This is a genomic window from Curtobacterium sp. 18060, assembly GCF_902706105.1.
Classification (GTDB): Bacteria; Actinomycetota; Actinomycetes; order Actinomycetales; family Microbacteriaceae; genus Curtobacterium.
In genome coordinates, this window is the sequence record NZ_CACSJV010000053.1 from 1 (window position 1) to 25,277 (window position 25,277).

Consider the following 25,277-nt stretch of genomic DNA (forward strand, 5'->3'; position numbering starts at 1 on the left):
GCGAGGGGGCGGGCGCGGGAGCGGGCGCGCTGCTCGAGGCGCGGGACCTCGGGACCGGCCGGGCCAAGCGACAGCGAGTGGGCAGCGGGATCGACCTCGAACTCCGAGCCGGACAGGTCATGGCGATCACGGGGCCGAACGGGATCGGCAAGTCGACGCTCGGCCTCACGCTCGCGGGGCTCCTGCCTCCGGTCGCGGGGGAGCTCGCGGCCACGACGGACCTCGCCGCAGGCCTCGACGCGGCGCCGCACACGTGGTCGAGCCGCGAACTCGCCGCCCGCATCGGTACCGTCTTCCAGGACCCCGAGCACCAGTTCGTCGCCGGCTCCGTCCGCGAGGAGGTCGAGGCCGGCCCCCGCGCGATCGGTGCTCCGGACGCCGCGGGTCGGGCGGACGTGCTCCTCGGCGAGTTCGGCCTCGCCCACCTCGCCGAGGCCAACCCGTTCACGCTGTCCGGCGGCGAGCAGCGACGGCTCGCCATCGCCGCGGTCGTCGCCGCGCGGCCGCCGGTCGTCGTGCTCGACGAACCGACCTCCGGGCAGGACCGGTCCACGTGGGACGCCGTCGTCCGGCACCTCGGAGCACTCGCCGACGACGGCACCACCGTCGTCGCCGTCACGCACGACCGCGACCTGATCCGGGCGCTCGACGCCGACGAGGTCGTGCTCGCGGCGGACGGCGCCCGGCGCGTGGACCGCGACCAAGGGCGCGTGGAACGCGACCAGGGGGGTGCGACGGCGACCACCCCGGAGACGGTGCCGACGACGGCGGGCCGAGCCGCGCCTCCAGGCCGAACCGACCGAGCCGCCGTCCAACCGGTGGCCTCGCTCATCGGCGTCCTCGCGCTCGGCGTGTGCCTCGTGCTGAGCCTGGACGTCGTGTCCGCATCCGTCGCCCTCGCGGTCGAGCTCGCGCTGCTGCCCCTCCTGCGGCTGCCGGGGCGGACCCTGCTGCTGCGGGTGTCACCGGTCCTGGTGGCCGTGCCGCTCACGGCGGTGAGCATCGCGCTGTACGGGCGGCCCTCCGGACGGGAGTGGTTCGACTTCGGGTTCGCCCACGTCACCGACGGGTCGCTCACGCTCGCGTTGGCGACGGCGCTCCGCGTGCTCGCGGTGGGGCTGCCCGCGGTCGCGTTGTTCATCCGCGTCGACCCGACCGACCTGGCCGACGGGCTCGCGCAGGTGCTGCGGTTGCCGGCGCGGTTCGTGCTCGGGGCCCTCGCGGCCATCCGGATGATGACGCTGCTGGTGGACGACTGGCGGCAGCTCGCGATGGCGCGGCGCGCGCGGGGCCTTGCCGACACCGGACGGCTGCGGCGCGGGGCGTCGATGGCGTTCGCGCTGCTGGTCCTGGCGTTGCGACGGGCGACGACGTTGGCGGTGGCGATGGAGTCGCGCGGGTTCGGGGCTCCCGGGCGACGCACGTGGGCGCGGGTCGCCCGGTTCGCGTGGCCGGAGTGGGCGATGGTGGCGGTGCTCGTCGGGATCGGTGTCGCGTCGATCGCGGTCGCCGTGGCAGCGGGGACCTGGCGTGCGTGAGTCGGCGGGCCCGGTGGCCCCGGCGGACCAGGTGGACCCGGTGGACCCGGCGGACCCGTCGGACCCGTCGGGCGGCGACGGTCTCGCCGCAGGTGTCGCCGCAGCTGCTGCAGGCGCCGCGGCAGCGTCGGGCGGGCGCCTCGTGGTCCTGGTCGACGGCCGTTCCGGCACCGGCAAGACGACTCTCGGCGACCAGCTCGCGCAGCTGCTGGGGGCGCAGGTCGTGCACCTCGACGACGTCTACCCGGGGTGGGACGGACTCCGCGCGGCGGCCGACGCCGTGGCCCGCGACGTGCTCGGGCCTCCCGGCGGGTACCGCCGTTGGGACTGGGTGGCCGACGGCCCGGCGGAGTGGACCGCGGTCGACCCCGACCTGCCGATCGTGATCGAGGGCTGCGGGGCGGTGTCCCGGGCGTCGGTGCCGCTGGCCTCGTTGGCAGTGTGGCTCGAGGCCGACGACGCAGTCCGCTGGGACCGGGCGATCGGCCGCGACGGCGACACCTTCGCGCGCGAGTGGGACCGGTGGGCGGCGCAGGAGCAGGACTTCATCGCCGCCGAGGACCCGGCGTCCCTGGCCGACGTGGTGCTCCGGACGTAGCGGACCGGCCGGCGCGGCCAGCTGGCCGCGCCGAGTCTCGGGCTGCGCGACAGTTCACGGACGTCCGAGCGCGAGAACTGTCGCTCACCGCGAGACTCGGCCCCGCGCGCCGCCCCGCGCAGCAGCACCGTCCCGCACGCCGCCCCGCGCCCGCGCGACCGGGTCCACCGCGAACACCGCCGCCACGATGGTCAGCACCGCGTACACCCCGAGGTACCCGCACAGGATCCACGGCGAGCCCCCACCGAGCTCCACGAACACCGCAGCGAGCAGCGGCGTCAGCCCGACCGAGAAGATCGACCCGATCTGGTACCCGAGCGACATCCCCGAGTACCGCCGCCCGGTCGGGAACTGCTCCGCGAACCAGGCTGCCTGCGGCCCGTAGATGCTGTCGTGGAAGACGCACATCCCGATCAGCGCCACGAGCGGCAGCAGCACGAGCGGCCCGGCGTCGAGGAACGCGAAGAACGGCCAGATGAGCACGGCGATGCCGACGGCCGACCAAATCGTGAGCACGCGGCGTCCCACCCGGTCGGACAGCCACCCCCAGAACGGCGTCGACACGAGCGACACCGCCGAGATGACGAGCACCGCCTGCAGCCCGGCGTCCGAGCCCGCCGGCCCCCGTGCGGCTGCGAGGTAGGTCAGCGAGTACGTCGTCAGGATCGAGTACAGCGCGGGCTGCACCAGGCGCAGCCCGGCGGTCACCAGGATCGCGCGCGGGTGGTGCCGGATCGCCTGCCAGACCGGGAACCGCTCGACCCCGCCGGAGGCCCGCAGCTCCTGGAACACCGGAGCGTCCTGCACGCCGAGCCGGATCACCAGGCCGACTGCCACGATCACCGCGGAGAACAGGAACGGCAGCCGCCACCCCCAGGCCAGGAACGCCTCGTTGCCGAGCAGGAACCGCACCAGGGTGAACACGCCGGTCGCGAGCAGCATCCCGCCCGCCGACCCCATCTGCGTGAACGCCCCGAACAGCCCGCGGTGCCGTTCGGGTGCGTGCTCGACGGACAGCAGCGCGGACCCGCCCCACTCGGCGCCGGCGGCGACGCCCTGCAGCAGCCGCAGGAACACCAGCGCAACGACGGCACCGACGCCGATGGTCGCCGCCGACGGCACGACCCCGATCAGGGTCGACGCGATGCCCATCAGCACCAGGGACGCGACGAGCAGCTTCTTGCGTCCGATGCGGTCGCCCAGGTGCCCGGCGATCACCCCGCCGAGCGGCCGCGCGACGAAGCCGACCCCGTAGGTCGCGAACGACGCGATCACCCCGACCGCCGGCGTCACCGACGGGAAGAACGTGGGCGCGAACACCAGGGCGGACGCGGTCGCGTACAGGTAGAAGTCGTAGTACTCGACCGTCGTGCCGACGAACGAGGCGAGGGCGACGCGACGGCGGGTCGCGCCCGTCGTCGGTTCGGCACGGCGGACGGGAGGCGCGGCAGCAGTGGTCGGGGTCGGCATGCCTCAGCAGCATGGTCGGCTCCGACGTCCGGTGGAACCAGCCGCGTAACGCGGTGTCACCTCACTGCCCCTCGTGACGGCACCACGGGGAACATGGGGTGCATGAGCGATGCACCGAACCGACCGCTGCGCTTCGCGGCCTTCGTCATGAACACGACGTCGCACATCCAGCACGGCCTCTGGCGGCACCCGGACGCCCATCAGGCCGACTTCGACGACGTCACGCTCTGGACCGACCTGGCGAAGACCCTCGAGCGCGGCAAGTTCGACGCGATGTTCTTCGCCGACGTCGTCGGGACCTACGGACCGGGACGCGGCGACTACTCGACCAACCTGCGCGAGGGGCTGCAGATCCCCTCGAACGACCCCTCGGTGCTGCTCTCCGCGCTCGCCGTGTCGACCGAGCACCTCGGCCTGGCGTTCACGTCGAGCGTCATCCAGTCGCACCCGTTCGACTTCGCCCGCAAGGTCTCCACCCTCGACCACATCACCCGGGGCCGGATCGGCTGGAACGTCGTCACGAGCGCCCTCGACAGCGCCGCCCGGAACTTCGGCGCCGACCGGCTCGAGGAGCACGACGAGCGCTACGTCTGGGCCGAGGAGTACCTCGAGGTCTGCGCGAAGCTCTGGGAGGGCTCGTGGGAGGACGGCGCCGTTCTGAAGGACCCGGTGCGCGGCTACGCCGACCCCGACAAGGTGCACCGCATCGACCACCACGGGAAGCGCTACGACGTGCAGGGGCCGCACCTGAGCGCGCCGAGCCCGCAGCGGACGCCGGTGCTGTTCCAGGCCGGCTCCTCGCCCGCCGGTCGGGCCTTCGCGGCACGGAACGCCGAGGCCCAGTTCATCCTGACCTCGAACCGGGACGCCACCGAGCAGCTCATCCGCGAGACCCGCGACCTGGCGGTCGCAGCTGGCCGGGATCGTGACGACATCGCGTTCTTCCTCGGGCTGACCTTCGTCACCGGGTCCACCGAGGCCGAGGCGAAGGCGAAGGAAGCGGAGATCGACGAGTACCTGGCGGCCGACGGCTTCCTGGTGCACTCGAACCTCGGCTTCGACCCGGACACCGGCGAGGCCCTCGACCCGGACACCCCGCTGTCCGAGGTCCGCACCCACGCCGGGCAGTCGCACCTGCAGTGGCTCCGCGAGGCCGCCGGCGACCGCGAACCCACGATCGCCGACCTCGCCCGCCTGTCCGCCAAGCTCCGTGCCCGGGTCGTCGGCACGCCCGACCAGATCGCCGACGAACTCGCGGACTGGCAGCGCGTCGGCGTCGACGGGGTGAACGTCATCAACTGGACCCTGCCCGGCTCGTACGAGGAGTTCGTCGACCACATCGCGCCCACCCTGCAGGAGCGTGGGCTGATGCAGTCCGAGTACCGCGAGGGCACCCTGCGCGAGAAGCTCTTCGGGCACGCACAGCTGCCGGACTCGCACCCCGCCCGGCAGTGGCGCGGCGCGTTCACGGGCGGCGCGAGCGGTGTGTCGGCGGCGGCACGTGCCGTGGAGGTGACCGCATGACGGACGCGACGACGACCGACGGACGGGTGAGGAGCCTCCCGGCCGATCGTCTGGCGACCCTGCGCGAACGCTTCGCACCCGTGTTCGCGACGATCCGCGAGGGCGCGGTCGAGCGTGAGCTCGCTTCCGGCACCCCCGGCGACCGGCCGTTGCCGCACGCCGAGGTCCGCGCACTCGCCGACGCCGGATTCGGCCGGCTGCGCGTCCCCGAGGACCGCGGCGGGTTCGGCGTGACCCTGGTCGAACTCGTGCAGCTGGTGACGGACCTGGCGGCCGCGGACTCGAACATCGCGCACCTGTGGCGAGGGCACTTCGGGTACACCGAACTCGTGCTGCTCCGGCCCTCGTCGGCCGGACGGGACGAATGGCTCCAGCGCATCGTCGACGGGGCGATCGTGGGGAACGCGACCTCGGAGCGGACCGGCACGACCCTGGCCGACATCTCGACGACGGTGACGCCTGTTGGCGATTCCCTCCGTCTCGACGGGCGGAAGTTCTACTCGACCGGCACGCTCTACGCCGACTGGATCTACCTGGCCGCGGACCGCTCGGGCGACCGCGTGACGTTCGCCGTGCCGGTCGACGCGCCGGGCGTGACGAGCGTCGACGACTGGGACGGGTTCGGCCAGCGGCTGACCGCATCGGGCACCACCGTGTTCGAGGGGGTGCCCGTCGACCCCGCCGTGGTGTCGGCGTACAAGGACGCGCCGCTCTCGCACATCCAGGCCTTCTTCCAGCTGTACCTGCTGGCCGTGCTGGCCGGGATCGGACAGGCGGTGTCCGACGATGCGGTCGCCTTCGTGCGGCCGCGGACCCGGACGTACATCCACGCGAACGCGGCGACTCCGGGGGAGGACCCGCAGGTCCTGGCGGTCATCGGTCGGTTGTCCGCCGGGGCGTTCACTGCCCGGTCGCTCGTCGTCGCGGCCGCGGGGCTGCTCGACCAGGTCGTCGCGACGAACGAGCCCGGGGTCGGGGTCGACCGCGTACTGCTGGACGCCGCCGAGAACGCGGTCTACCAGGCGCAGGTCGAGATCGGGCCGCGGGTGCTGCGGTCGTGCTCCGAGCTGTTCGAGGTCGGTGGGGCGTCCGCTGCCGACCGGACGCGCGCGCTGGACCGGCACTGGCGGAACGCCCGCGTCGTGGCGTCGCACAACCCGGCCGTCTACAAGGAGCGGCTCGTGGGGGAGTACGCGCTGCACGGGCGGGGGCCGGTGGACGCGTGGGAGAAGTACCACGAGGTGGGGCCGACGCGGTTCTGAGGGGGCGCTGCCGGGCGCTGCCGGGCGCGGCGCGGGCGCGGCGCGACCTCTCGCGGTGAGCGACAGTTCTCGCGCTCGTGCGCCCGAGGAGTGTCGCTGAGCCCGAAATTCGGGCGCCGGGTGCCGGGCGCCGGGTGCGCCGGGTGGGCGCCTACGCCCAGCCGAGCTCGTGCAGCCGCTCGTCGTCGATGCCGTAGAAGTGCCCGATCTCGTGCACGAGGGTGGTGTGCACCTCGTCCTTGAGCTCCTCGACGGTGTCGCACTCGGCCAGGTGCTGCTTGCGGAAGACGACGATCCGATCGGGTAGCTCACCGAAGCCGTACTGCCCGCGCTCGGTCGCCGCGATGCCGTCGTACACGCCGAAGAGCTCTTCGCCGTTCTCCGGTTCGTCCTCGACGACGAACACCACGTTGTCGAGCCCGTCGACCATCTCGTCGGGGAGCAGGTCGAGTTCGTCGGTCACGAGCTGCTCGAAGTCGTCGGCGGACATCTCCATCACGCAGGGATCGTCCCACACCGCCCTGACCACTCGCGGCGAAGCCGCACGGCGCCGGAGGCGCCCAGACAAACACAGAGGGAGAGCCCCGGTTGCGTCACACGCAACTGGGGCTCTCCCTCGACTGGGGTGAATAACGGGTCTCGAACCCGCGACCTCCTAGACCACAACCAGGCGCTCTACCAACTGAGCTATATCCACCATGCACACACCGGCGGACCGGCGCGACCACTCAATAGTAGTACATGCTGCGGGCGGTGCCGACCACCCGTGTCGTCACTCGGCTGCGGGCTGGGCCAGGCGCGGTTCCCACTTCTCGACGACCTCGGCCTGGACGGCACGCACCTCGTCGGTGGTGGGCCCCGGCTCGGCGACGAAGCCCGCGCGGCGGTAGTACTCGAGCTCGCGGATCGACTCGAGGATGTCCGCGAGGGCCCGGTGCCCGCCGTGCTTCTCCGGCGAGTTGAAGTACACGCGCGGGAACCAGCGGCGGCAGAGCTCCTTGATGCTCGACACGTCGACGCTGCGGTAGTGCAGGTGGCCGTCGACGCGGGGCATGTACTTGGACAGGAACGCACGGTCGGTGCCGATGGTGTTGCCGGCCAGGGGAGCGGTGCCCTCGGCCGGGACGTGCTCGAGGATGTACTCGAGCACCTGGTACTCGGCGTCCGCCAGGCTGACGCCGTTCGGGATCTCCTCGATGAGCCCCGACGTGACGTGCATGTTCGTCACGAACTCGTTCATGTTGTCGAGCGCGGACTGGTCCGGCTTGATCACGATGTCGAATCCGGGGTGCACGGGCTCGAGGTCGAAGTCGGTGATGACCACGGCCACCTCGACGAGTTCGTCGACCTCGAGGTCGAGGCCGGTCATCTCGCAGTCGATCCAGACGAGGCGGTCATTCGCGGTTGCCATGTGCACGATCCTATTCCCGGCCCGCGGGCGCCCCGTGCGCAGGTGGTGCGCGGCCGGTGCGCGGTCGCGTCCGCGGCTGCGTCCGCGGCTGGTGCGCGCTGGCGTCCCCGAACCCGCGAGCGGGCGAAATGCCCGGGCCGCGTCGAGAGGCACCCTGGTGTTTCGCCCGCTCGCGGGCGCGGCGGTGTCGGAGGTGCGTGGGGCGGTGGTGGTGACGGCCTGGAGGCCCGGCGGCGGTCCGTCGGGCGGGTGTCGGGCCTCCCGGCTGGTCGCGTCTAGTGCGCAGAGCGCGAGCGGGCGAAATGCCGCGGTTGCGCGGCGGGGTGGCGGGGTATTTCGCCCGCTCGGCGAGACGCTCAGCGAGACGCTGGGGAGCGGCTGCGCTCTGGCCGCTCCGCGCCATCGCGAGCGGGCGAAATGCCCGGGCCGCGTCGGGAGGTACCCGGGTGTTTCGCCCGCTCGCGGAGGCGGAGGGGGCCGTGGTGGTGACTGCCTGGAGGCCCGGTGGCGGTCCGTCGGACTGGTGCCGCGCCTCCAAGTTGGTCGCGCCCAGTGCGCAGAGCGCGAGCGGGCGAAATACCCGGGCCACGTTGCAGGGGACCCAGGCATTCCGCCCGCTCGCGGCCAGCTGGGCGGACGACGGAGGGCGGACGTGCGTGCGCCCAGTGCGCAGAGCGCGAGCGGGCGAAATACCCGGGCCGCGTCTGGAGGCACCCGGGTGTTTCGCCCGCTCGCGCAGGAGGGGGGCGGGGCGGGAAGGTGTGCGGCTAGGACATCTCGCCGGCGCCGATGGCCTCGGCCTCGACGCGCTCCGGCTCGGCACCGTCGTCCACGCGGCGCAGGACCTTCGTGGTGCAGAGGATCACGACGAACGCGACGGCGACGGACGCTCCGGCGAAGACGTAGGCGGCCGAGGGTGCGTACGCGTCGGCGAGCAGGGTCGCGACGGGCGGGGCGATGGCGCCGCCGATGAAGCGGACGGCCGAGTAGGCGCTCGAGGCGACCGAGCGGGGCAGGTCCGTGGCCTCCATGACGCACTCCGTGAGCACCGTGTTGAGCACACCGAGCACGAGTCCACCGATGATGACGCAGATGATGAGGCCGACCTGCGAGTCCACGACGACGGCCGCGGCGAAGAGGTCGAGTGCCAGCAGGGGCAGCGCGATCTTCAGCACCGTCGTCCTGCGGAGACGGGCGGTGAGCATCGGGGCGACCCAGACGGAGGTGATCGCGAGACCGAGCCCCCAGCCGAAGAACGTGAAGCCGATGCCGAGCGCACCGAAGCCGAGCGGGAACGGCGTGTAGGCGAGCAGGACGAAGAAGCCGATGTTGTAGAACAGCGCGGTCGCGGCGAGTGCGGCGAGCGCGGGACGGCCGAGGGCGCGGAACGGCGCCGAGAGCTTCGTGGGCGTGGGCTTCTCGAGGCTGCCGGTCTTGAGGAGCGCCACGATCGCGATGAACGCGACGGCCATCAGCGTGGTGACACCGAAGAACGGGCCGCGCCAGCTCACCGACCCGAGCAGGCCGCCGACGAGCGGGCCGACGGCGATGCCGAGGCCGAGCGCTGCCTCGTACAGGATGATCGCCGAGGCGGTCCCGCCCGACGCTGCACCGACGATGGTCGCCAGGGCGGTGGAGATGAAGAGCGCGTTGCCGAGGCCCCAGCCGGCACGGAAGTCGATGATGCTCCACACGCTGTTCGACGTCGCGGCGAGGACCGAGAACACGACGATGAGCGCCAGACCGATGAGCAGGGTGCGCTTCGCGCCGATGCGGCTCGAGACCCAGCTCGTGAAGAACATCGCGACGCCGGTGACGGCCAGGTAGCTCGTGAAGAGCAGTTCGGTCTGCGCCGGGGTCGCCTTGAGCGATCCAGCGATCGCGGGGAGGATCGGGTCGACGAGGCCGATGCCCATGAAGGCGACGACGCAGGCGAAGGCGATCGCCCAGACCGCTGAGGACTGCTTGAGGATGGAGCCGGACTGGCCGGCAGGTGCGTGGGCGTTCACGCGGTGGTCTCCGTTCTGGTGGTCGTGCGCTGGGCGATCAGGACGGACGCGTGGTGCAGCACGTCCCAGTCGTCGTCGGTGAGGTCGGCGAACAACGGGCCGACCGTGTCGGTGAGCGTGGCGCGCCAGGCGGTGAGCCGGGCGCGGCCCGCGTCGGTGATCTCGATGAGCTGGCCACGGGAGTCGTCGGGGTCGACGCTCCGCGTGACCAGGCCGTCGGCGAGCATGCCCGTGACGAGCCGGGTCATCGTGGGCTGCGCCACGCGCGAGGCCGCCGCGAGTTCACCGAGCCGGAGCGGCTCGTCGGACTCGAGGATGCCGAGCGTGCGCCAGACCGCTGCCGACGTGGTGTTGCCCGTCGACTGCGCGGCGCTGCGGATCAGGCGGTTGACGGAGACGAGGAGCGTCTCGATCGTCTGCGCACGCGTTGTTTCCATAGCTGAACTATATAGCGATGCTATGCATTGCGCAACAGGCTGCACCAGGCCGCAACAGGCACCGCCTGGTAGAAGGGACGCATGAGCGACATCACCATCCACGAAGGCGACGAGTACACCGCGATCTTCCACGGCGGACCCTTCGACGGCACGACCGACACCCGCACCGCGACGAGCGACGCGCTGGACGACGAGGTCACGGTGTTCGCCGACGTCGAGGGCCTGCAGACGGCCTTCACCTACCGCGCCACCAAGTCCCGTCAGGTCCTCGACCAGACCTCGGTCGAGTACACCTACGAGCCGGGGGAGTCCGACCCGGTGGACGACCTCGCCGACCGCGGCGACCGCAGCGGCGAGTTCGACCGGGAGTAGAACCCCGCGCCGCCGCGTTGCACGGTCACATGCAGCTCGACCTCTGGACGTCCGCCTTCTGTGCGCCGTGCGCCGCCGCCCGCCGGGTGTCAGCCGAGGCGTCGGCGCTCGTTCCCGGGCTCGCCGTGACCGAACGCGACGTGGCGTCGTACCCCGACGACGCAGAGGACCTCGGCATCCGTTCCACGCCCACGATCATCGTGCGGCGGGAGGACGGTGCCGAGGTCTTCCGTTCACCCGGGGTCCCCACCCGCGACCAGCTCCTGCTGGCGATCGCCAAGGCCCTCTGACCCGGAGTTCGCCGCGCTGCCGGTGGCCGCCGCGCGCGCGCCGCCCGCTGCCCGCTGCGACGTCGGCGCCGACACCACGACCGGCTCCGGCGGGTCGACCAGCGCCCTGGCCTTCCGCGCCAGCCGCTTCGTCGTCCGGATCGGCGCCCCGATCACGAGCGCGAGCCAGCCCAGCGCCGAGCGATCCGCTCCGCCCAGGGCGTTCTTCCGCTCCCAGGCCCGGCGCAGCACCCCGCCCCGGCTGCGGCGTGCGGGTTCCCGGTCGACGAGCGTCCCGGCGTCCCGCTGCACCATGAGCTCGGTGAGCCGGCGCTGCCAGTCGTCGTCCGAGGCCGGGTGGAAGTAGTTGTCCTGCATCCAGCTCGGTCGGACCGTCCCGAACCGGCCGTCCACCAGGTCGACCGAGTCGCCCTCGAGGCCGCTCGACACGAACACCTCGTTGATGAGGTGGCGGCCGATGCCGAAGTCCGTCAGCGTCAGCGCGGGCACACCACGTGCGGCCGCTTCGAGCACCGCCGTGGAGCTGATCGTCACGAGGGCCACCGCACGGTCGAGGTGTTCGGCCATCGGCCCGCTCTCGACCACCAGGTTCGCCGGTGCGTCGGCCGGCACGAGGTCGGGGTAGGGGTGTTCCTCGCGGTGCGTCTGGTGTTCGCCGGCGGCCGCGCGGGTCTTGATCACGACGCGCCACTCCGGGTGCTGCCGTGCGGTCGCGACGAGCCACTCCACGACGAGGGCCCGGTCGACGCGCTCCAGCGGGACGCTCGGCTGGGCGGCGAAGACGACGGCGTCGCGGACGGGCGCATCGGGCGCGCCCGTGCTGGCGCTGGCAGTCGCGCCCGTGCTGGCGCTGGCGCTCGCGCTCCGGGCGAAGGGCAGGGTGGCGAGCGCGAAGTGCGGCTCGACACCGCCCTCGATGGCCATCTCCTCGTACGCCCGCACCTCGCGGTGGCTGTGCAGCACGAACAGGTCGGCACGCGCACGGAAGAAGATGCCCTTCCACTTCGCCGGGAACGAGATGCCCGGCAGTCCGGACACCAGCACCGGTCGGTCCGGGATCCGGCGGTGCACCTCGTCGATGACGAGTTCGGCGACCGGGCCGATCAGGGACACGAGGACGGCGTCGGGCGGATCGACGCGGAGCTCCTCGACGACGGCATCGACGTCCTTCGGCGTCGGCGGAGCCGTCCGAAGGTGCGCGAGTCGTGCGTCGAGCCCGCGGAACGCCGAGCGCAGCTGCTTCGCGCTGGCCGAACGCGGCGTCGCGACGGTCCGCAGGTCGAGGTCCCAGCCGGCCGGCGCCGCCGCGAGCAGGTGGGCGCCCCACTTGGCGAACGAGTCGGTGTCGACCAGGGCGACCACACGTCGGCCGCGGGGTGACGGGCCGGACGGGAGGCGCGCCTCCCGTCCGACTGTCGACGCACCCCCGTCAGCCGGCACGTCCAGGGCGCCGGTCTCGTCGACCGGGCCGCTCACGTGCCCTCTGCTCACGTGGTCTCCGCTCACGCGCCGACGCGGCGCAGCTTCGCGAGCGGCGCCCGCTCGCCGGCGGTCGGATGGGTGCTGCATGCGCTCACGCGCCGACGCGGCGCAGCTTCGCGAGCGGCGCCCGCTCGCCGGGGAAGATCCGCTTCACCCCGTCACCGAGCGCGGTCTCGATGATCCGGATGTCCCGCGCCAGGGTCTTCAGGCCGTGCGGCTCGAGCGAGGCCGCGTGGTCCGAGCCCCACATCGTGCGGTCGAGCGTGATGTGCCGTTCGACCGCGGTGGCGCCGAGGGCGACGGCGGCGATCGAGATCTGCAGGCCCGGCTCGTGGCCGGAGTACCCGACGGGCACGCCCGAGTAGCGGTGCGCGAGGGTGTCGATCATGCGCAGGTTCGCCTCCTCGGCGGGGAGCGGGTACGTCGACGTGGCGTGCATGAGCACGAGGCGGTCGGTTCCGAGGGCGTCGACGGCGGCGTCGATCTGCTCGAGCGTCGACATGCCCGTCGACAGGATGACGGGCTTGCCGGTGGCGGCGACGGCCGCGAGCATCCCGAGGTCGGTCACCGACGCCGAGGCGATCTTGTACGCGACGACGTTGAGGTCCTCGAGGAAGTCCACCGACGGCTCGTCCCAGGGCGAGGCGAACCAGTCCAGGCCGCGCAGCGTCGCGTGGTCGCCGATCTCGATGTATTGGTCGCGGTCGAACTCGACGCGGTAGCGGTACTCCAGGTAGGTCATCTCGCCCCACGGGGTGCTGCGGGGCGTGTTCTTCATGTGCTCGGGCGTGGAGATGGCCGGGGTGCGCTTCTGGAACTTGACGGCCTGCAGTCCGGCGTCGGCGGCGACGTCGATGAGCTGCTTGGCGATGTCGACGTCACCGTTGTGGTTGAGGCCGATCTCGCCGATGAGGTACGCGGGGTGGCCCGTGCCGATCGTGGACGTGCCGATGGTGACGGTCATGGTGCTCCGTTCAGTGCGGGGGCTGCCCGCGTCGGGGATGGGTCGTGGTCCGGGGCGTGGATCGGAACGGCGGCTGCGCGGGCGTCGGCCGTGGCGTGCTCTTCGGTTGCGGCCGCGATTTCGGCCGTGGCGTCGGCCGCGATCAGGTCGGTCTCGTCGTCGATGTCGATCGCGCCGGCGGGGTCGACGGCGATGAGCTCGACGCGGCCGTGGAAGCGGTGCCGGTGCTGCCGGAAGCCGTCGGTCCGCATGACGTACGAGGCGCCGGTCTCGCGGTACTCGGCCGCGCGGTCCTGGCGACGCGGACGGGTGGCCGCGTCGTGGTTCACGGCGACGGCGGAACCGTCGTCGGCGACCCGCCACAGGAACGCGTGCGACGGCGCTGCGGCGAACACGACGTCGGCGTGCCCCTCCGCGACGCGCCGGATCGCCGTGTCGAGGTCGTCCGGGTCGATGAACGGCGAGGTCGCCTGCAGGAACACCAGGACCTCGGGCAGCGCATCGCCGGCGGCCTCGAGCTCGTCGAGCACGTGGAGCAGCGCGGACTCCGACGATGCCCGGTCGCCCGCGAGGTCGGCCGGTCGTCGGACCACGTCGGCACCGGCGGCGCGGGCCTCGGCGGCGATGGCGTCACCGTCGGTCGTGACGACCACGGCGTCGATCAGTGCTGCGCTGCGTGCCGACTCCACGGCCCGACGGACGAGCGACCGACCTCCGACCGTCCGGAGGTTCTTGCCCGGGATGCCCTTCGAGCCGGCGCGTGCGGGGACGACGGCGAGGACGGTGGCAGAGGAGTGCATCTCCCGGACGGTACGAAGCGCGGGTGTCCCGGAGGCGAACTGCGGGCAGACGACGGCCGAACCGTTCCGGAACCGCTCGATCGGCGGGTCCCGGTTAGAATCGACGTCGCTCGCCTCCGTAGCTCAGTGGATAGAGCAGGTGGTTTCTACCCACCGTGCCGCGGGTTCGATTCCTGCCGGGGGCACGACGCGAACGGGCCGCCATCCGATCGGATGGCGGCCCGTTGCTCGTTCGTGGGGGTGTCGGACGCGGGGTGCTGCGTGCTGGGTGCGGCGTGCTGCGTGCTGGGTGTCCGTGCCCGTTACTCGTCGTCGTCCGCGGCGCGGCGGCGGAGTTCGGAGGCGCTGATCGGCTGAGTGTGCGTCGCCTCGGACGTCTCGCTCGCGTCGGTGGGCTCCGCCGGCGCCTGGGTGATGCGGGTCGGGATCGACGTCGTGTTCGTCGTGCCCGGCGTCTCGACCTTCGGAGCCGGAGCGGACGCCGGGGTCGTCGGTGCACCCGGGGTGGTCGGTGTCCCCGGGTTCGTCGGGACGTCGTTGGCGGGCGTCCGGTTGACGTGGGCGTCGGCCGAGGTGGGCGCCGGCGTCGCGACGGTGGACGACGCGGGACGGTCGGTGCCGCGGGCCGGGGTCACCCGGTCGGTGTCACCGAAGGCCTTGGTGACGGCGTCGTCGTCCACCACCTCGGTGTCGTCGGTGCCGCGGCTCGGGGTGGAGCGTGCGGGGGACGTGGGTGTGCCGAGCGCCGGGCGCACGGGCGGTGCGGCGTCGTCACCGTAGACGCGGGTGGTGTTCTCGCCGTAGGAGCGGGTGGCGTTGGCGTCCGACCCACCGCGGTTCACCGAGAACCCGGGTCCTGCAGCGGGAGCGGACGCCGACCCGGCTGCGGCAGCGGGGGCGCCACCGGCGGGGGCCGGCCCGGCGTTGGCCGGGGCCGACGGCGCGGAGGCGGGCGTGCCTCCTGGACGCTGTGCCGGACGCAGGGAAGTCGTCGTCGGCGTCGGGCGCTCGACGGGAGCGGCCTGAGCGGGCGCTGCCGGGGTCTGCGGGCGGGCGGTGCTGTTCTGGTCGGCGTTCCAGTCCTGCTGGCGCTTGATCAGGTCGGCATCCGGGTCGGGGGACTCGAACTTCCAGCGCTCGAGGTCGGCCTTGAAGAGCTTGCGTGCGCGGCCCGGACGGGCCTGCCACTCGAGCAGGCGGTCGCGGAACTCCGCGAGCGACTGGTCGGCCTGGAAGCTGAAGGTCGACGAGTTCTTCTTGATGTCGGCGATCTCGTGCTGTGCCCAGTTGGCGGCGAGGGGCGCACCCTGCACGGGGAGCAGCCGGAGCCGGATGTCGGCATCCTCTGCCAGGTGGTCCGCGTAGCCGCGTTCGTCGTGCCCGAGCGAACCCCAAGCAGCGGCCTTGCGCGCCGCGGAGATGATCGCCGCGACGGCGGCGTTCTTCGACTCGCGCTCCTGCAGGGCCACGACCCGTTTGGTCGCACCCCGTCCGATGAGCGCCGCGATCACGCCGGCGACGACGATGGCGACGAAGGGGATCACGGCACCCGAGATCACCCGCCATCCGTCGTCGGACGAAGTCCAGTCGGTCAGGTCGTTCCACCAGTCCATGCGCGCACCATACTCACGAAACGGTCAGGCCCCGGGGAGGACGAACGGCGTTCCGCGCATCCGACCCGAGATGATTCCAATCTGGAACATCATGACCAGCGGAGGCAGTCCACGGCGTCGTCGGCGGACCACACGTTCGGCAGCTCGACGAACCGACGCTCGGTCGCGACGTAGCGACGGGCGCGGTAGGCGGTGTCACCGGCGACGTCGATGCGGTCGACGTAGCCGACGATCTCGCCGTTGGCGCGGGTCACGCGGCTCAGGTCGTCGCGGACGTCGAGGATGCGGTAGTCGCCGCGCGACCGGGAGAGCGGGACGGTGCGGATCCGCAGTGCGGGTTCGGTCGTGGTCTGCATCGTGGCCTCCTGGTCGGTGTGGTCTCGACGTTACGGGCCACCACCGACACGCCGGGGCCGTGCTGACGCATCGTGGACGGCAGGGTGGGCGGTGCGTGCTGTGAAGGGCATGTCCCCGGTCCGGCCCCGCGCGGATGTCGGGGAGGTAGGTTGTGGCCATGACCACGTTCGTGCTCGCAGGTGGGTGTTTCTGGTGTCTCGACGCCGTGTACCGCACGCTCCAGGGCGTGCAGGACGTGGAGTCCGGCTACATCGGCGGTCGGGTGGAGAACCCGTCGTACGAGCTGGTGTGCACGGGCTCGACCGGTCACGCCGAGGCGGTCGCGGTCACCTTCGACGAGACGGTGATCCCGGCCGAGGTCATCCTCGACGTGTTCTTCACGCTGCACGACCCGCGGCAGCTCAACCGGCAGGGTGCCGACGTCGGCACGCAGTACCGCTCGGCGATGTTCCCGGCCGACGACGCGCAGCGCGCACTGTTCGAGCAGGCGATCGAGCGCGCGTCCGACATCTGGGACGGCGGGATCGTCACCACGATCGAGCCGCCCTCGACGTTCTACCCGGCGGAGGAGTACCACCAGGACTTCTTCGCGAAGAACCCCGGTCAGGGCTACTGCCTCGCAGTCGCGCTGCCCAAGGTGAACAAGGTCCGCAGGGCCTACAGTCAGTACATCCTGGCGTCCTGATCCTCGGGCGTCGGGGCCACGAGGAGGTGGTCGAACGATGACGAACAACACCGGGACCTGGGTCGCGATCGGTCCGGCAGGTGCGGTGGGCAGCATCCACCGTGCCGCGGACGGCTTCCAGGTCGAGCTCTACGGACGAGGGCGCACCGGCGGGCTCTACCCGTCGCTCGAGTCGGCGAAGGGCGCGGTCCACGCGGCGCTCGGCCCGCTCGCGGCGCGGCCCGAGTTCCGAGCGCACTAGCGGTCCAGGGCCGGACAGGAGGCCCGGGGGACTCGTCCTCCACAGGTCGCCTGGTCGGGTCCACACGCCACAGATCGAGCCCGGGGCTGCTTCCGCAGCCCCGGGCTCGATGACGATCGACGCATGAACGACATCATCACCGTCTGCGGAATCGTCGCCACGGAACCCCGTCACCTCGTCACCGAGACCGGCATCGCCATCACGAGCCTGCGCCTCGCCTCACCGTCACGTCGATGGGACCGGGCCAGCGCGGCCTGGGTCAACGGTGCGACCAACTGGTACACCGTCACCGCGTTCCGCTCCCTCGCGTCGAACGTGTTCAAGTCCCTGAAGAAGGGCGACCGCATCGTCGTGTCCGGCCGCGTCCGGATCCGCACCTGGGAGCGCGACGGCCGGGGCGGCACGTCGGTCGAGATCGATGCCGACGGCATCGGGCACGACCTGGCGTGGGGCATCAGCAACTGGGTCCGGGTGCCGCGGCAGGTGAACGACACCACGTCCGGGCACGGCGGCGTGCGGGGCGTCGATCCCCGAACCGGCGAGGTGCACGGCGGCGGCCTCGTCGCTGCTCCGGCGCTCGACGGTCGACGGCACGAGCACGGGCAGGACGCCGGCCACGAGCTCGGGGCGGACCCTCAGGCGGAGACCGACCACCGGGCCGAGGCCGACCACGGCGACGGGCCCGACCACGAGAACGAGGCCGGGACCGACCACGGGCTGGACGGCGCGGACGCGGTCGGGCCGTCAGAGCGGATGCTCGAGCAGGACGGAGCCGCATTCGACCCCCAGCCGTCGGATGACGACGGGCCGCTCACTCGGGCCGCCGCGTGACCCTGGTCAGACGCGCCGGACGGTCACCACTTCTGCGCGATCATCCCGATGCCGGACACCTGGTCGGTGTCCCAGTTGCCGCCGCGCGGCAGCCCGGAGACCCGACCGTTGATCCGGAACGTCGCTCCCTGGACCGCCGGCTTGTTGATCTGGGTCGCCTTGATGCCGTGGAACGAGAAGTTCGTGTTCCACGTGCCGTTCAGACCGGTCCGGCCCTTGACGTTGCCCACCGTGATGCGGGTGTCCTGGACAGTGGAGTGCACGACGTCGCCGTTGAGGCGGCCGTTCGCCTCGGCGTTGAAGAACAGCCGACCGTCCAGGTTGAGCTTGAGCGTGCCGATCGTCTTGTGGTTGACGATCATCGTCGCGACGTCGTTCTGGTACCAGCGCATCCCGATCGGGGTGTTCTTGTTCGTCGCCGGACCGAGGTACCCGTAGGTGAACTTGCCGTTCTGCACCCGCTCCCAGATGAAGCGCGGCTTGCCCTTGCTCTCGGGCGAGCCCTTGTCCGACTGGATGCCGAACGCGTAGGCGTTGTTGTGGGCGTCGTGCACGTTGATGTACGACGAGTACCCCGTACCGGCCCCGTCGGCGCTGATGGTCGCCGTGTAGAGCAGGTACGGGGAGCCCTTCGGCACTGCGCCGGCGGCCGTCGCCGGAGACGCAGGCGCGACGAGGGCAGCGGTGAGCGCGATCGCTCCGAGGAAGGGGAGCGCGAGTCGGCGCAGTCGTGTGGCGTGCCTGGTCATGGTTGTCATCCCGTCCGTGATCCTGAGCCGGTCCGCGTCGTGGTGAGCGACGGGCCCCGAGGTGGTTGGCGAGGACAACCTACGTCGTCGTCACGGATCCCGACAGACCCCCGTCCCGCCGGGTGCGCGAAGCGGCGATCCGGTGCCGAGCGCGCGACGCACCGACGGTGTCACTACACTTGGGGCCGATATGGCTGAGTACATCTACCAGATGGTCCGCGCCCGCAAGGCGGTCGGCGACAAGCTGATCCTCGACGACGTCACGATGTCGTTCCTCCCCGGCGCCAAGATCGGCGTCGTGGGACCGAACGGTGCGGGCAAGTCGACGATCCTGAAGATCATGGCCGGTCTCGACCAGCCGTCGAACGGCGAGGCGAAGCTCACGCCGGGCTTCACCGTCGGCATCCTCATGCAGGAGCCGGAGCTCGACGAGACGAAGACCGTGCTCGAGAACGTCCAGGAAGGCGTCGGCGAGATCCACGCGAAGCTCGCCCGCTTCAACGAGATCTCCGCGCTGATGGCCGAGCCCGACGCCGACTTCGACGCGCTCCTCGCCGAGATGGGCACGCTGCAGGAAGAGATCGACGCCGCCGACGCGTGGGACCTCGACTCGCAGCTCGAGCAGGCCATGGCCGCGCTCCAGTGCCCCCCGGGAGACGAGCTCGTCACGCACCTGTCCGGCGGTGAGAAGCGTCGCGTCGCGCTCTGCAAGCTCCTGCTCCAGAAGCCCGACCTGCTCCTGCTCGACGAGCCCACCAACCACCTGGACGCCGAGAGCGTGCAGTGGCTCGAGCAGCACCTGCAGCAGTACCACGGTGCCGTCCTCGCCGTGACCCACGACCGGTACTTCCTGGACCACGTCGCCCAGTGGATCGCCGAGGTCGACCGTGGTCGCCTCTACCCGTACGAGGGCAACTACTCGACGTACCTCGAGAAGAAGCGTGCGCGCCTCGAGGTGCAGGGCAAGAAGGACGCGAAGCTCGCGAAGCGCCTGTCCTCCGAGCTCGACTGGGTCCGCAGCAACACCAAGGGTCGTCAGGCGAAGTCGAAGGCCCGTCTCGCCCGGTACGAAGAGATGGTCACCGAGGCCGAGCGCACCCGCAAGCTCGACTTCGAGGAGATCGTGATCCCCGTCGGCCCGCGTCTGGGCTCGCAGGTCATCGACGCCGAGAAGCTGCACAAGCAGTTCGGTGAGCGCGTCATCATCGGTGACCTGTCGTTCACACTGCCCCGCAACGGCATCGTCGGCGTCATCGGCCCGAACGGTGTCGGCAAGACGACGCTGTTCAAGACGATCGTCGGGCTCGAACCCCTCGACGGCGGCACGCTCAAGATCGGCGACACCGTCGACATCTCGTACGTCGACCAGAGCCGTGGCGGCATCGACCCGAACAAGAACCTGTGGGAGGTCGTGTCCGACGGGCTCGACTACATCCAGGTCGGCAAGACCGAGATCCCGTCCCGCGCCTACGTCTCGCAGTTCGGGTTCAAGGGCCCGGACCAGCAGAAGCGTGCCGGCATCCTGTCCGGTGGTGAGCGCAACCGTCTGAACCTCGCGCTGACCCTCAAGCAGGGCGGCAACCTGCTGCTGCTCGACGAGCCGACGAACGACCTGGACGTCGAGACCCTCGGCAGCCTCGAGAACGCTCTGCTCGAGTACCCCGGTTGCGCCGTGGTCATCACCCACGACCGGTGGTTCCTCGACCGCATCGCGACCCACATCCTGGCGTGGGAAGGCCTCAACGAGGACGGCACGCCGAACTGGTACTGGTTCGAGGGCAACTTCGAGGCGTACGAGGAGAACAAGATCGAGCGCCTCGGTGCCGATGCCGCGAAGCCCGGGCGCGCGACGTACCGCAAGCTCACCCGCGACTGACCCGCGTGGCGAGACTGCACGCTCCCATCCGCATGCGGTGGAGCGACATCGACGCCTACGGCCACGTCAACAACTCCGCGATGCTGCGCCTGCTCGAAGAGGCGCGCATCGTGGGGTTCTGGGGTCCGGACGCGGGTGAGCTGACGGCGGACGGCAGCCTGCCCGAGCCGATCATCGACGGTCGGCCGGGCTCCGGCACGATGACGGTGATCGCCGGACAGCGCCTCGAGTACCTCGCGTCGATCCCGTACCTGCGCCAGCCGCTCGACATCCAGATGTGGATCGGGCGGCTCGGTGGGGCGAGCGTCGACGTGTCGTACGAGGTCTGGTCGCCGGTCGGGCAGCAGCCGGCCGAGCTCTACACCCGGGCGACGACCGCGCTCGTCATGGTGGACGCGGCCACGAACCGTCCTCGGCGGCTGACCGCGGCCGAGCGTGCGGCGTGCGAGCAGTACCTCGAGGCCCCGGTGGAGTTCAGCCGCCCGTAGGGACCCGCATCATACCCTCCTGCGCCACGGTCGCCAGCAGGCGTCCGTCGCGGGAGAACATCCGGCCGAAGGCGAGCCCCCGGCCGCCCTGGGCGCTGGGGGACTCCTGCGTGTACAGGATCCACTCGTCGGCCCGACCGTCGCGGTGCCACCACATCGCGTGGTCGAGGCTGGCGCTCTTCACGCCGGGCGTGCCCCAGGCGACGCCGTGCCGCCGCATGATCGGTTCGAGGATCGACAGGTCGCTGGCGTACCCGAGGACCGCACGGTGCAGCGCCGGGTCGTCCGGCAGGTCGCCCTGCACACGGAACCAGACCGCCTGGTGCGGCACGTGCTCGCCCTGCACGTCGACGAACACCGGTCCCTCGACGTACCGCAGGTCGATCGAGCGCTCGGCCCAGGCCTTGGCGACGGGGTGGTCGATGGTGGACAGGATCGACGCGGCGGACGGCAGCGACTCCGGTGACGGCGTGTCCACCGGGTACGGGTCCTGGTGCTCGACCCCGGTGTCCGGCACCTGGAACGACGCGATCATCGAGAAGATCGGAACTCCGCGCTGGTAGGCCTGCACGCGCCGTGTCGCGAAGGACCGACCGTCGTGGATGCGTTCGACGCCGAAGGTGATCGGCACGTCGATGTCGCCGGGGCGCAGGAAGTACCCGTGCATCGAGTGGATGTCACGCCCCTCGATGGTGGCTTGCGCGGCGACGATGCACTGGGCGAGCACCTGGCCGCCGAACACCCGCCCGCCGGGGGACCAGTGGTTCGCGCCGGTGAGGATCGTCTCACCCGTGCTCGCACCGGTGTCCTCGAGTCGGAGGGTCCGCAGGAAGTCGGGTTCGCCGTTCACGTGGTGCAGTCTACGAACACAGGGTGCGCCGGTAGGATCGGTTCGACATGGGCACCTCGTTCACGCTTCCCGACGCCGCCTCCCTCGGGGACCTCCGCACGTACCTCGGACGTGCCGCTCGGATCGAGGACGGTTCGGTCCGGTTCATCGCCGACTCCGGTGTCCTCGCGGTCTACACGGCGATCCTGTACCCCCTCGGACTCCTCGATGAGCTGCCGACGGTGCTCGGCCTCCGCACGTTCTCGCTCACCGAGCCCGCGACGATCGACGCCGTGGTGCCGCTGCAGTCCCTGCTCGAGCGGCTCCGGCTCCTCGCCGAGGCACAGGACGCCGAGCACGCCGACGGCGCCGACCCGACGCGGGCCACCCCGATCGAGGTCGAGCTCCCGCACGAGGTCCACACCGTGACCTGGGCGGCGATCTCCCCGCCCCGTGGCGGATGGGTGCCGCTGCCCGACGTCTCGCCGGAGCTGCTGCGCCGCGCCACCCGTGACGGCATCGCCGAGGTCGCCGACGCCGTCCCGACCAACGCGGGTGAGGCGATCATCCGCAAGGTGCGATCCGAGGTCTGGGGCCGTCCGGTGCCGGGCATCGAGCACCTGCCCGCTGGTGCAGGCTTCGCGGGGGAGAGCCTCGGCTTCCTCGGGCACGACCCGGTCCGCCTGTTCGAGACGGGTCCGTGGAGCCGTCTGACGACGTCGCGCGGGCACGTGCTCGTCAAACGCCGCGCCTGGACCCTGAACCTGTAGCGAACGTCACGTCCTGGCCAGGTGGTTGGCTGGCCGCATGCACGTCTTGCTCACCGGTGCGTCCGGGTACATCGGTTCCTCTGTCCTCCGCGCCCTCGTCGCCCACGGGCACGAGGTGACCGCCATCGTCCGCTCCGACGAGAAGGCGCAGCACGTGCGTGACGCCGGTGGGCACGCCCTCGTCGGGGACGTCACCGACACCGAGGTCGTCGAACGGCTGCTGCACGAGACCGACGGCGTCGTCCACACGGCGTCCGCGCCCGACGTCGACCCGGACTTCACCGCGACGGTCCTTCGCGCGTCCGCCGGCACACCGAAGCCGTTCGTGCACACCGGCGGCATCTTCACCTTCGGCAACTCGACGGACATCTCCGAGCAGTCGCCGATCGATCCGCCCGAGCTGACGTCGTGGCGCACGGCGAACGAGGCTGCCGTGCGGGCGAGTGACGCGCGGACCACGATCGTCGCCCCGGGCATCGTGTACGGGCGAGGTGCCGGCATCCCCGCGATGTTCGTCAGCGACGGTACCCAGCCGGTCACGCTGGTCGGTGACGGCTCGCAGCGCTGGACCACGGTGCACGTCGACGACCTCGGCGAGCTCTACGTCCTCGCGCTGGAGCGTGCCGAGCAGGACGGGTACATCGTCGCCGCGACGGGGGACAACCCGACGGTGCGCGAACTCGCCGAAGCGGGGGCGCACGGCGCACCGGTCGTGGCCGAGAGCGTCGATGCTTCGCGCGAGCGACTCGGTGGGGCCTTCGCCGACGCGCTGCTCCTGCACCAGGAGGCGCCCGGAGCCCACGCCCGCTCCGCCTTCGGCTGGAACCCGACGCACCCGTCCCTGGTCCAGGACCTCGCCACCGGCTCGTACGCGCGCTGAGGACGACGAATGGCCCTCGACGACGGCGTCAGCGCCGTCGAGGTTGCACAACACGCCGCGCGTCGTTCGCCGAGGTTCCACGAACGGGACGAAGCGGCGCCGAGATGTGCAGATTTCGGAACCTGGACGACAGCCGGAACCTGAACGGCGGTCGGAACCTGGGCGGCTGAAGAGCAGGCTTCAGTCGAAGGTGTTCGTCATGGCGTGCGCGGCGCGGTCGAGGTACGCCCAGAGCTCGGCCTCGTCGAGGGGTGCGAGCTGCAGGGACTCGACGGCCTCGCGCATGTGGTGCAGCCAGCGCTCGCGGGCCTCGGACGTGATGCGGAACGGGTTGTGCCGCATCCGGAGCCGGGGGTGTCCGCGTTCCTCGCTGTAGGTGCCCGGCCCGCCCCAGTACTGCTGCAGGAAGGCCGACAGGCGCCAGATCGCGCCCTCGAGGTCGTCGGCCGGGTACATCGGCCAGATGACGTCGTCCTGCTGCACGCCCTCGTAGAAGCGGCGCACGAGCCGGTCGAAGGTCGGGGCGCCACCGATGCGGTCGAAGAGCGAGCCGGTGGCCGAGGCCCCGTGCTCGCCGACCCGCAGCGTGATGGGCTGCGCCGGAACACCCGGCACGCCGGGCACGCCGGGCATGCCGAGCCCACCCCCGCCGGGGCCGCTGCTCGGAGGTGTGGGATCGGTCACTGGGGGTCCTTCCCGCCGTCGTGGTGGTCGTCGGTCCGGATGGGTTGCCCGAGCACGTTGCGCTTGGGGCGGCGCGGCTTGGTCGGCGCCGGGGTGGGACGCGTCTGCACCGACCGCAGCCCGTTGATCGAGGTCGCGTTCTCCCAGCCCTCTGGCATGATCATCGCCATCGCCGGCAGGGTGACTCCGATCTCGTCGACGGCGTGCTTCAGGCGGGCGCGGAGTTCGCGGCCGACGACGTCGAGTTCGGAGGCGCGGGTCTTCACGACGAGGCGGAACACCATGCCGTCGGGGGAGACCGACTGCAGCCCCCAGATCTCGGGCTTCTCGACGATGCGCTGGCGCCAGCGGGGCTCCTGCGACATGGTGACGGCGGCCGCGAGCAGGGCGTCCTGCACGGCGTCGATGTCGGTGTCGTAGGGGACGGTGATGTCGACGAGGACGCGCGACCAGCCCTGGGACAGGTTGCCGACGCGCAGGATCTGCCCGTTCGGCACGAACCACAGGATCCCGTTGACGTCGCGCACCTGCATGACTCGGAGCCCGACGTTCTCGACGACGCCCGTGGCCTGCCCGGTGTCGACGACGTCGCCGACGCCGGCCTGGTCCTCGAGGATCATGAAGATGCCGGACAGCAGGTCCTTCACGATCGACTGCGCGCCGACGGCGAGGCCCGCGGCGACGAGCGACGCGCCACCGACGATGCCGACGGCGGCGTTCGGGATCGCCACGGGGATGATGATCGCAAGGGCCACCACCACGACGATGACCGTTGCGAGGTTCTCGAGCACGCTGCCCAGGGTGCGGGTCCGCTGCACCACGCGCGCGGTCTGGACCGGCGACGCGATGAGCGCCTGCGTGTCTTCGGCACCCTGCCGCTTCTTCACGCCGTTCACGACACGGTCGACGATCTGCTTGATCATCCGGCGGAGGATCACGCGCAAGATGATCGCCGCGATGATCGTGATCACGATCGTGATCGGGATGTGCCAGGCGTCGACGAACTGGGTGAACGCGTTGGATGCCCACTTGGGGACGTCGGAGGTCTCTGCAGCCAAGGTCATATCCGGTCGATGCTAAGGGCGGGGCCTCGGCGTTCCATGAGGAACGCCGAGGC

At 71.5% G+C, this 25,277-nt stretch carries 27 protein-coding genes and 2 tRNA genes; 14 read left to right on the forward strand and 15 right to left on the reverse strand.

All coding sequences use genetic code 11. From position 1 onward, the window contains the following. Together GVL05_RS20220 and GVL05_RS17035 are read left to right on the forward strand one after the other, a co-directional pair. Window positions 1-1,538, forward strand: a 1,538-nt coding sequence (locus GVL05_RS20220) for an ATP-binding cassette domain-containing protein (protein ID WP_159573917.1), incomplete at its 5' end; no start/stop codon positions are given. Further along, entirely contained in the window at window positions 1,531-2,136 is a 606-nt protein-coding gene (locus GVL05_RS17035; protein WP_235036038.1) for an ATP-binding protein, read from the forward strand. The genes GVL05_RS20220 and GVL05_RS17035, both read left to right, overlap by 8 nt. 84 nt (window positions 2,137-2,220) lie before the next feature. Here GVL05_RS17035 and GVL05_RS17040 read toward each other — a convergent pair whose 3' ends face one another. Further along, entirely contained in the window at window positions 2,221-3,606 is a 1,386-nt protein-coding gene (locus GVL05_RS17040; protein ID WP_159573918.1) for an MFS transporter, read from the reverse strand. A gap of 102 nt (window positions 3,607-3,708) precedes the next feature. Here GVL05_RS17040 and GVL05_RS17045 point away from each other — a divergent pair, with 102 nt between their 5' ends. Next, window positions 3,709-5,130, forward strand: coding sequence for an LLM class flavin-dependent oxidoreductase (locus tag GVL05_RS17045; RefSeq protein ID WP_159573919.1), 1,422 nt, complete (start codon window positions 3,709-3,711; stop codon window positions 5,128-5,130). Continuing rightward, on the forward strand, window positions 5,127-6,392 hold the full coding sequence (locus GVL05_RS17050) for an acyl-CoA dehydrogenase family protein (RefSeq protein ID WP_159573920.1): 1,266 nt from the start codon (window positions 5,127-5,129) through the stop codon (window positions 6,390-6,392). Before GVL05_RS17045 ends, GVL05_RS17050 begins: the two co-directional genes overlap by 4 nt. Before the next feature lie 151 nt (window positions 6,393-6,543). Here GVL05_RS17050 and GVL05_RS17055 read toward each other — a convergent pair whose 3' ends face one another. The 5 genes from GVL05_RS17055 to GVL05_RS17075 all read right to left on the reverse strand — a co-directional run bounded on the left by GVL05_RS17055 (window position 6,544) and on the right by GVL05_RS17075 (window position 10,249). Further along, complete coding sequence (locus tag GVL05_RS17055; protein ID WP_123341128.1) at window positions 6,544-6,888, reverse strand: metallopeptidase family protein; 345 nt, start codon at window positions 6,886-6,888, stop codon at window positions 6,544-6,546. 125 nt (window positions 6,889-7,013) lie between these two features. Continuing rightward, window positions 7,014-7,089, reverse strand: a tRNA-His gene (locus GVL05_RS17060). 75 nt (window positions 7,090-7,164) lie between these two features. Further along, a complete protein-coding gene (gene orn, locus GVL05_RS17065; protein ID WP_123294017.1) occupies window positions 7,165-7,803 on the reverse strand; it encodes an oligoribonuclease in 639 nt (212 codons plus the stop codon). A gap of 767 nt (window positions 7,804-8,570) precedes the next feature. Next, on the reverse strand, window positions 8,571-9,812 hold the full coding sequence (locus tag GVL05_RS17070) for an MFS transporter (RefSeq protein ID WP_131878453.1): 1,242 nt from the start codon (window positions 9,810-9,812) through the stop codon (window positions 8,571-8,573). Continuing rightward, on the reverse strand, window positions 9,809-10,249 hold the full coding sequence (locus tag GVL05_RS17075) for a MarR family winged helix-turn-helix transcriptional regulator (protein WP_123294015.1): 441 nt from the start codon (window positions 10,247-10,249) through the stop codon (window positions 9,809-9,811). The genes GVL05_RS17070 and GVL05_RS17075 overlap by 4 nt, the downstream gene beginning before the upstream one ends. Before the next feature lie 81 nt (window positions 10,250-10,330). Between GVL05_RS17075 and GVL05_RS17080 the strand changes: the two genes are divergently transcribed. Then, entirely contained in the window at window positions 10,331-10,621 is a 291-nt protein-coding gene (locus GVL05_RS17080) for an oligoribonuclease (RefSeq protein WP_131845404.1), read from the forward strand. A gap of 29 nt (window positions 10,622-10,650) precedes the next feature. Next, window positions 10,651-10,911 carry a thioredoxin family protein gene (locus tag GVL05_RS17085; RefSeq protein WP_123313641.1) on the forward strand — a complete coding sequence of 87 codons (261 nt, stop codon included), beginning with the start codon at window positions 10,651-10,653 and terminating at the stop codon, window positions 10,909-10,911. Here the strand turns inward: GVL05_RS17085 and GVL05_RS17090 are convergent. The 3 genes from GVL05_RS17090 to GVL05_RS17100 form a co-directional block, all read right to left on the reverse strand. Next, window positions 10,855-12,387 (reverse strand): DUF6716 putative glycosyltransferase, encoded by a 1,533-nt coding sequence (locus GVL05_RS17090; protein ID WP_159573921.1) that lies wholly within the window; start codon window positions 12,385-12,387, stop codon window positions 10,855-10,857. The genes GVL05_RS17085 and GVL05_RS17090 overlap by 57 nt on opposite strands. 97 nt (window positions 12,388-12,484) lie before the next feature. Continuing rightward, on the reverse strand, window positions 12,485-13,357 hold the full coding sequence (locus GVL05_RS17095) for an N-acetylneuraminate synthase family protein (protein ID WP_159573922.1): 873 nt from the start codon (window positions 13,355-13,357) through the stop codon (window positions 12,485-12,487). Next, window positions 13,354-14,157, reverse strand: coding sequence for an NTP transferase domain-containing protein (locus GVL05_RS17100; RefSeq protein ID WP_159573923.1), 804 nt, complete (start codon window positions 14,155-14,157; stop codon window positions 13,354-13,356). The genes GVL05_RS17095 and GVL05_RS17100 overlap by 4 nt, the downstream gene beginning before the upstream one ends. A gap of 112 nt (window positions 14,158-14,269) precedes the next feature. Here GVL05_RS17100 and GVL05_RS17105 point away from each other — a divergent pair. Further along, a tRNA-Arg gene (locus GVL05_RS17105) sits at window positions 14,270-14,342 on the forward strand. 117 nt (window positions 14,343-14,459) lie between these two features. Here the strand turns inward: GVL05_RS17105 and GVL05_RS17110 are convergent. After that, complete coding sequence (locus GVL05_RS17110) at window positions 14,460-15,770, reverse strand: hypothetical protein (protein ID WP_159573924.1); 1,311 nt, start codon at window positions 15,768-15,770, stop codon at window positions 14,460-14,462. Window positions 15,771-15,859: 89 nt separating this feature from the next. After that, a complete protein-coding gene (locus GVL05_RS17115; protein WP_111086795.1) occupies window positions 15,860-16,126 on the reverse strand; it encodes a hypothetical protein in 267 nt (88 codons plus the stop codon). A gap of 158 nt (window positions 16,127-16,284) precedes the next feature. Here GVL05_RS17115 and msrA point away from each other — a divergent pair, with 158 nt between their 5' ends. The 3 genes from msrA to GVL05_RS17130 all read left to right on the forward strand — a co-directional run bounded on the left by msrA (window position 16,285) and on the right by GVL05_RS17130 (window position 17,884). Further along, on the forward strand, window positions 16,285-16,812 hold the full coding sequence (gene msrA / locus GVL05_RS17120) for a peptide-methionine (S)-S-oxide reductase MsrA (protein ID WP_159573925.1): 528 nt from the start codon (window positions 16,285-16,287) through the stop codon (window positions 16,810-16,812). Window positions 16,813-16,849: 37 nt separating this feature from the next. Next, window positions 16,850-17,053 (forward strand): methyltransferase, encoded by a 204-nt coding sequence (locus GVL05_RS17125; protein WP_111086793.1) that lies wholly within the window; start codon window positions 16,850-16,852, stop codon window positions 17,051-17,053. Between the two features lie 123 nt (window positions 17,054-17,176). Next, entirely contained in the window at window positions 17,177-17,884 is a 708-nt protein-coding gene (locus GVL05_RS17130; RefSeq protein WP_159573926.1) for a single-stranded DNA-binding protein, read from the forward strand. 23 nt (window positions 17,885-17,907) lie between these two features. Here GVL05_RS17130 and GVL05_RS17135 read toward each other — a convergent pair whose 3' ends face one another. Beyond that, window positions 17,908-18,633, reverse strand: a complete 726-nt coding sequence (locus tag GVL05_RS17135) for a hypothetical protein (RefSeq protein ID WP_159573927.1) — start codon at window positions 18,631-18,633, stop codon at window positions 17,908-17,910. A gap of 190 nt (window positions 18,634-18,823) precedes the next feature. On the opposite strand from GVL05_RS17135, the gene ettA reads away from it, so the two are divergent. Together ettA and GVL05_RS17145 are read left to right on the forward strand one after the other, a co-directional pair. After that, entirely contained in the window at window positions 18,824-20,509 is a 1,686-nt protein-coding gene (gene ettA, locus GVL05_RS17140; RefSeq protein WP_111086790.1) for an energy-dependent translational throttle protein EttA, read from the forward strand. A gap of 32 nt (window positions 20,510-20,541) precedes the next feature. Beyond that, entirely contained in the window at window positions 20,542-20,997 is a 456-nt protein-coding gene (locus GVL05_RS17145; RefSeq protein ID WP_131878467.1) for a thioesterase family protein, read from the forward strand. Here GVL05_RS17145 and GVL05_RS17150 read toward each other — a convergent pair. After that, window positions 20,984-21,847 (reverse strand): acyl-CoA thioesterase II, encoded by an 864-nt coding sequence (locus tag GVL05_RS17150; protein ID WP_159573928.1) that lies wholly within the window; start codon window positions 21,845-21,847, stop codon window positions 20,984-20,986. The two genes, GVL05_RS17145 and GVL05_RS17150, sit on opposite strands and share 14 nt — an antisense overlap. Before the next feature lie 47 nt (window positions 21,848-21,894). On the opposite strand from GVL05_RS17150, the gene GVL05_RS17155 reads away from it, so the two are divergent. Further along, a complete protein-coding gene (locus GVL05_RS17155) occupies window positions 21,895-22,596 on the forward strand; it encodes a hypothetical protein (RefSeq protein WP_111086787.1) in 702 nt (233 codons plus the stop codon). 37 nt (window positions 22,597-22,633) lie between these two features. Beyond that, window positions 22,634-23,476, forward strand: a complete 843-nt coding sequence (locus tag GVL05_RS17160; protein WP_159573929.1) for an NAD-dependent epimerase/dehydratase family protein — start codon at window positions 22,634-22,636, stop codon at window positions 23,474-23,476. A gap of 180 nt (window positions 23,477-23,656) precedes the next feature. On the opposite strand, the gene GVL05_RS17165 is transcribed toward GVL05_RS17160, so the two are convergent. After that, window positions 23,657-24,160 (reverse strand): globin, encoded by a 504-nt coding sequence (locus GVL05_RS17165; RefSeq protein WP_327785645.1) that lies wholly within the window; start codon window positions 24,158-24,160, stop codon window positions 23,657-23,659. After that, the gene (locus GVL05_RS17170) at window positions 24,157-25,224 is read right to left on the reverse strand and encodes a mechanosensitive ion channel family protein (protein ID WP_132099638.1); all 1,068 of its coding nucleotides are present in this window, start codon (window positions 25,222-25,224) and stop codon (window positions 24,157-24,159) included. Before GVL05_RS17170 ends, GVL05_RS17165 begins: the two co-directional genes overlap by 4 nt. Window positions 25,225-25,277: the final 53 nt, after the last annotated feature.